3 protein-coding genes are annotated in these 5,138 nt (G+C 73.7%); all 3 read right to left on the reverse strand.

The window, feature by feature from the left end:
• A partial coding sequence (gene meaB, locus ACFW1A_RS38335) for a methylmalonyl Co-A mutase-associated GTPase MeaB (RefSeq protein WP_380417919.1) occupies window positions 1–915 on the reverse strand: 915 nt, incomplete at its 3' end.
• 12 nt (window positions 916–927) lie between these two features.
• Window positions 928–3,147, reverse strand: a complete 2,220-nt coding sequence (scpA, locus tag ACFW1A_RS38340) for a methylmalonyl-CoA mutase (RefSeq protein WP_380417921.1) — start codon at window positions 3,145–3,147, stop codon at window positions 928–930.
• A complete protein-coding gene (gene mutA, locus ACFW1A_RS38345) occupies window positions 3,144–5,024 on the reverse strand; it encodes a methylmalonyl-CoA mutase small subunit (RefSeq protein ID WP_380417923.1) in 1,881 nt (626 codons plus the stop codon). The genes scpA and mutA overlap by 4 nt, the downstream gene beginning before the upstream one ends.
• Between the last annotated feature and the right edge of the window lie 114 nt (window positions 5,025–5,138).

The raw sequence follows: 5,138 nt of genomic DNA on the forward strand, positions 1-5,138 counted from the left end.
CTGTTCCAGTCCGGGGCCGATCCGACGGACCGTCGGGTGCGCGCGCAGCGCGCCGAGGAGCTGGTCCTGGACCATCGCCCAGGTCCAGTCGACCTGCTGGTCCCGGCGCTTGGCGGCCAGCGCGCCGGTCGCCTCCAGCACCCGGCGGTGCTGGCAGAGGCGGTCCCACAGCACGTCCAGGTCCTTGCCCTCGCGGCCGCTGCAGGTGAGGACCGGCGGGGTCCAGGCGGCGTCCGGGGGCTGGAGCAGCCGCAGGGCACCGGCCAGCTCGCGGGCGGCGGCCCGGGCGTCGAGCTCGTGCGGACCGTCCGCCTTGTTGACGGCGACCAGGTCGGCCAGCTCCAGCACGCCCTTCTTGATGCCCTGGAGCTGGTCGCCGGTCCGGGCCAGGGTGAGCAGCAGGAAGGTGTCCACCATGTTGGCCACGGTGGTCTCCGACTGGCCGACCCCGACGGTCTCCACCAGCACGACGTCGTAGCCCGCCGCCTCCATCACGATCATGCTCTCCCGGGTGGCCCGGGCCACCCCGCCGAGCGTGCCGGAGGTGGGCGACGGCCGGACGAACGCGGCCGGGTCCACGGCGAGCTTCTCCATCCGGGTCTTGTCGCCCAGGATGCTGCCGCCGGTCCGGCTGGAGGACGGGTCGACGGCGAGCACCGCGACCCGGTGCCCCTGCCCGGTGAGCATGGTGCCCAGGCCTTCGATGAAGGTCGACTTGCCGACGCCGGGCACCCCCGTGATGCCCACCCGGACCGCCGCACCGGAGTGCGGCAACAGCTCCACCAGCAGGCGCTGGGCGAGCTCGCGGTGGTCCGGGCGGCTCGACTCGACGAGCGTGATGGCCCGCGCGATGAAGGCGCGCGAGCCGTCCAGGACGCCTTGGACGTAACTGTCCAGATCGATCGTGCGGGCCATCGGCTCAGCGGCTCACAGCTCGATGCCGAGCGAGCCGGCCAGCGTCGTCAGCAGGTCGTGGGCGGCCTCCGGGATCACCGTGCCGGGCGGGAAGACCGCCGTGGCACCGGCCTCGTAGAGGGCGTCGAAGTCCTGCGGCGGGATCACGCCGCCGACCACGATGGTGATGTCCTCCCGGCCCGCCGCGGCGAGTTCGGCCTTCAGCGCCGGCACCAGGGTGAGGTGGCCCGCGGCCAGCGAGGAGACGCCGACGATGTGCACGTCGGCCTCCACCGCCTGGCGGGCGACCTCGGCCGGGGTCTGGAAGAGCGGGCCGACGTCGACCACGAAGCCCAGGTCGGCGAAGGCGGTGGCGATCACCTTCTGACCGCGGTCGTGGCCGTCCTGGCCCATCTTGGCGACCAGGATGCGCGGGCGGCGCCCCTCCTCGCGCTCGAACGCCTCCACCAGGTCGCGGGTGCGCTGCACGGCGGTGCTGGAGCCTGCTTCGTCTCGGTACACCCCGGAGATGGTACGGATCTGGCCGGAGTGGCGTCCGTAGACCTTCTCCAGCGCGTCCGAGATCTCGCCGACCGTCGCCTTGGCGCGGGCCGCGTCGACCGCCAGCGCCAGCAGGTTGCCGTCCAGGCTGCCGTCGTTGCTCGGGCCGCGCTCGGCCGAGGCGGTCAGGGCGCGCAGCGCGGCCTGGCAGGCCGCCTCGTCGCGCTCGGCGCGCAGCCGGCGCAGCTTCTCGATCTGCTGGGCCCGCACGGCCGAGTTGTCGACCTTGAGCACCTCGATCTGCTCGTCGCTGGCGACCTGGTACTTGTTGACCCCGATCACCGGCTGCCGGCCGGAGTCGATCCGGGCCTGGGTGCGGGCCGCCGCCTCCTCGACCCGCAGCTTGGGGATGCCCGCGTCGATCGCCTTGGCCATGCCGCCGGCCGCCTCGACCTCCTGGATGTGCTGCCAGGCGCGCGCGGCCAGGTCGTGGGTGAGCTTCTCCACGTAGGCGCTGCCGCCCCAGGGGTCGATCACCCGGCAGGTGCCCGACTCCTGCTGCAGCATCAGCTGGGTGTTGCGCGCGATCCGGGCCGAGAAGTCGGTGGGGAGCGCGAGCGCCTCGTCCAGCGCGTTGGTGTGCAGCGACTGGGTGTGGCCCTGGGTCGCGGCCATCGCCTCCACGCAGGTGCGGGTGACGTTGTTGAACACGTCCTGGGCGGTCAGCGACCACCCGGAGGTCTGCGAGTGGGTGCGCAGCGAGAGCGACTTGGCGTTCTTCGGGTCGAACTGCTTGACCAGCTTGGCCCAGAGCAGCCGGGCCGCGCGCAGCTTGGCGACCTCCATGAAGAAGTTCATGCCGATCGCCCAGAAGAACGACAGCCGGGGCGCGAACGCGTCCACGTCCATGCCGGCGCCGAGCCCGGCCCGCAGGTACTCCACGCCGTCGGCCAGCGTGTAGGCCAGCTCCAGGTCGGCCGTGGCTCCGGCCTCCTGGATGTGGTAGCCGGAGATGGAGATGGAGTTGTAGCGCGGCATCTTCTGCGAGGTGTACGCGAAGATGTCGGAGATGATCCGCATCGAGGGCTGCGGCGGGTAGATGTAGGTGTTGCGGACCATGAACTCCTTGAGGATGTCGTTCTGGATGGTCCCCGCCAGCTTCTCCGGCGGCACCCCCTGCTCCTCGGCCGCCACGATGTAGAGCGCCAGCACCGGCAGCACGGCGCCGTTCATGGTCATCGACACCGACATCCGGTCCAGCGGGATGCCGTCGAAGAGCTGGCGCATGTCGTAGATGGAGTCGATCGCCACGCCGGCCATGCCGACGTCGCCGGTCACCCGCGGGTGGTCGCTGTCGTAGCCGCGGTGGGTCGGCAGGTCGAACGCGACCGACAGGCCCTTCTGACCGGCCGCCAGGTTGCGGCGGTAGAAGGCGTTGGACTCCTCCGCGGTGGAGAACCCGGCGTACTGGCGGACCGTCCACGGCTGGTTCACGTACATCGTCGGGTACGGCCCGCGCAGGTACGGCGCGATGCCCGGGTAGGTCCCGAGGAAGTCGACGTCGGCCAAGTCGGCCGGCGTGTACAGCGGCTTGACGCCGATGCCCTCCGGCGTCTGCCAGAGCAGCTCCTCGGCGTCCTTGCCGGTGGCCCGCTCCCAGGCCGAGCGCCACTGCTCCTCGGTGGCCGGCTCGTGGGCGGCCCGCGCGCCGTCGGCGGCGTCGAGCCCGATCTGGGTGAAGTCCGGGATCATGCGACCGCTCCGATCTCGTCGAGGACCGAGGTGAGGACGGCGACGGCGTCGCTGCCCACGAAGACGAACTCGTCCACCCCGGCCGCCTGGTACGCCTCGCGCTGGTCCCCCGGCCGACCGGCCAGCAGGACCCGCGCGGCGCCGGCGCGCTTCAGTGCGGCGGCGAGCTCCGCCGCGTGCTCGGTGTACAGCTTGTCGCTGGAGCACAGGCAGACCACCGCCGTGCCGCTCGCGGCGAACCGCTCGGCCAGCTCGGCCACCTCGGCGGAGGCGGCCAGCACGGTGTCGATGCCGCCGGCCTGGAACAGGTTGGCGGCGAACGAGGACCGGCCGGTGTGGACGGCCGCCGGTCCGAGCGCGGCGAGGAAGACCTGCGGCCGCGCGCCGGTCGCGGCCAGCTGCGCGTCCGAGCGGGTGCGCAGCGCCTCGAACGCGTCGTCGCGGCGCACCCGCGGCAGGCCGCCGCCGAGCGGGGCCGGTGCCGGGGCGCGGACCACCGCCGCCTCGGCCAGGTTCGGGAACTCGCTGACGCCGGTGATCGGCTCCCGCCGGTGGGCGAGGTCCGCGGAGCGCTCGGCCCAGGTGGCGGCGATCCGCTCGGGCACCAGGCCGCCGGCCAGGGCGGCGCGCTGGCCGCCGGCCCGCTCGATCTCCTGGAACCAGTCCCAGGCCGCCCGGGCCAGCTCGTCGGTCAGCTGCTCCACGTACCAGGAACCGCCCGCCGGGTCGATCACCCGGGCCAGGTGCGACTCCTCCAGCAGGATCGACTGGGTGTTGCGGGCGATCCGGCGGGCGAACGCGTCCGGCAGGCCCAGCGCGGCGTCGAACGGCAGCACCGTCACGGCGTCGGCCCCGCCGACCCCGGCCGCCAGGCCGGCGACCGTGGTGCGGAGCATGTTCACCCACGGGTCGCGCCCGGTCATCATCACGGCGGAGGTGACGGCGTGCTGGCGCTGCGCCGCACCCTCGGCGGCGGCCCCGCAGACCTCGGCGACCCGGGCCCAGAGCCGGCGGGCGGCGCGGAACTTGGCGATGGTGAGGAACTGGTCGGCGGTGGCCGCGAGGCGGAACTCCAGCTGCGCGCAGGCCGCGTCGACCGACAGGCCGGCGGCCGTCAGCGCCCGCAGGTAGGCCACGCCGGTGGCGAGCGAGCAGCCGAGCTCCTGCGCCGCCGAGGCACCGGCCTCGTGGTACGGCAGCGCGTCGACCACCAGCGCCCGGATCCCCGGGTACGCGCGCCCGCAGCGCTCCGCCAGCGCGGCCGCCTCGGCCAGCTGCCGGTCGGTGTCGCCGTCCTGTCCGGTCCGGGCCAGCAGGCCCAGCGGGTCCGCCCCGAGGTTGCCCCGGGCGGCCTCGGCGGGCACGCCGCGCTCCGCGTACTGCTGCAGCAACTGCTCGGCCGCGGCACCGGTCTCGGCACCGGCGTCCAGGACGACGGGGGCCAGGTCGAGGAAGACCCCCTCCAGCACGGTCGGCAGGGCGGCCACCGGCAGGCCCTGCGCGCCGAGCTCCAGCCAGAGCGAGCTGACGCCGTTCTCCAGGTCGGCCAGCACCGCCTCGTTGGCGGAGCGCGGGTCCGGGTGGGCGTGGCGCTGGCGCACGTCCCACCCGTTCAGCACCGCGCCCTGGGCCCGGCCGCCGCGGGTGAACGGCGCGAAGCCCGGGTACCCGGGATCGACCGCGCCGTCCTCGGCGGTGTACAGCGGGCGGGCGCGGAGCCCCTGCTCGATGGCGGTGGCGAGGGAGTCCTCCGCCGACACACCGTCAACCAAGGCGCCTGACTTGCGCAGGACGCCTTCGACAAGGAGCTGCCACTGCTCACGGGATGCATCCGGGAACTCGGCGGCCAGGGGGAGCCTTTCGGGCGAGACCGTCATGATCGGAGGTTAACGCCCACTAGCGGCATTGCAGCAGGTCCCAGGGGTGTGACCTTGGACTCTCGGCACTCGACGCCGCCCGGAGTGCCGCTCGAAAGGAGCAGGACCCGCTGG

The organism is Kitasatospora sp. NPDC058965, assembly GCF_042741245.1.
In the GTDB taxonomy this organism is placed as follows: domain Bacteria; phylum Actinomycetota; class Actinomycetes; order Streptomycetales; family Streptomycetaceae; genus Kitasatospora.

Coding starts and splice junctions, on each gene's coding strand:
- mutA (WP_380417923.1), bottom strand. CDS start 5,024: ATGACGGTCTCGCCCGAAAGGCTCCCCCTGGCCGCCGAGTTCCCGGAT.
- scpA (WP_380417921.1), bottom strand. CDS start 3,147: ATGATCCCGGACTTCACCCAGATCGGGCTCGACGCCGCCGACGGCGCG.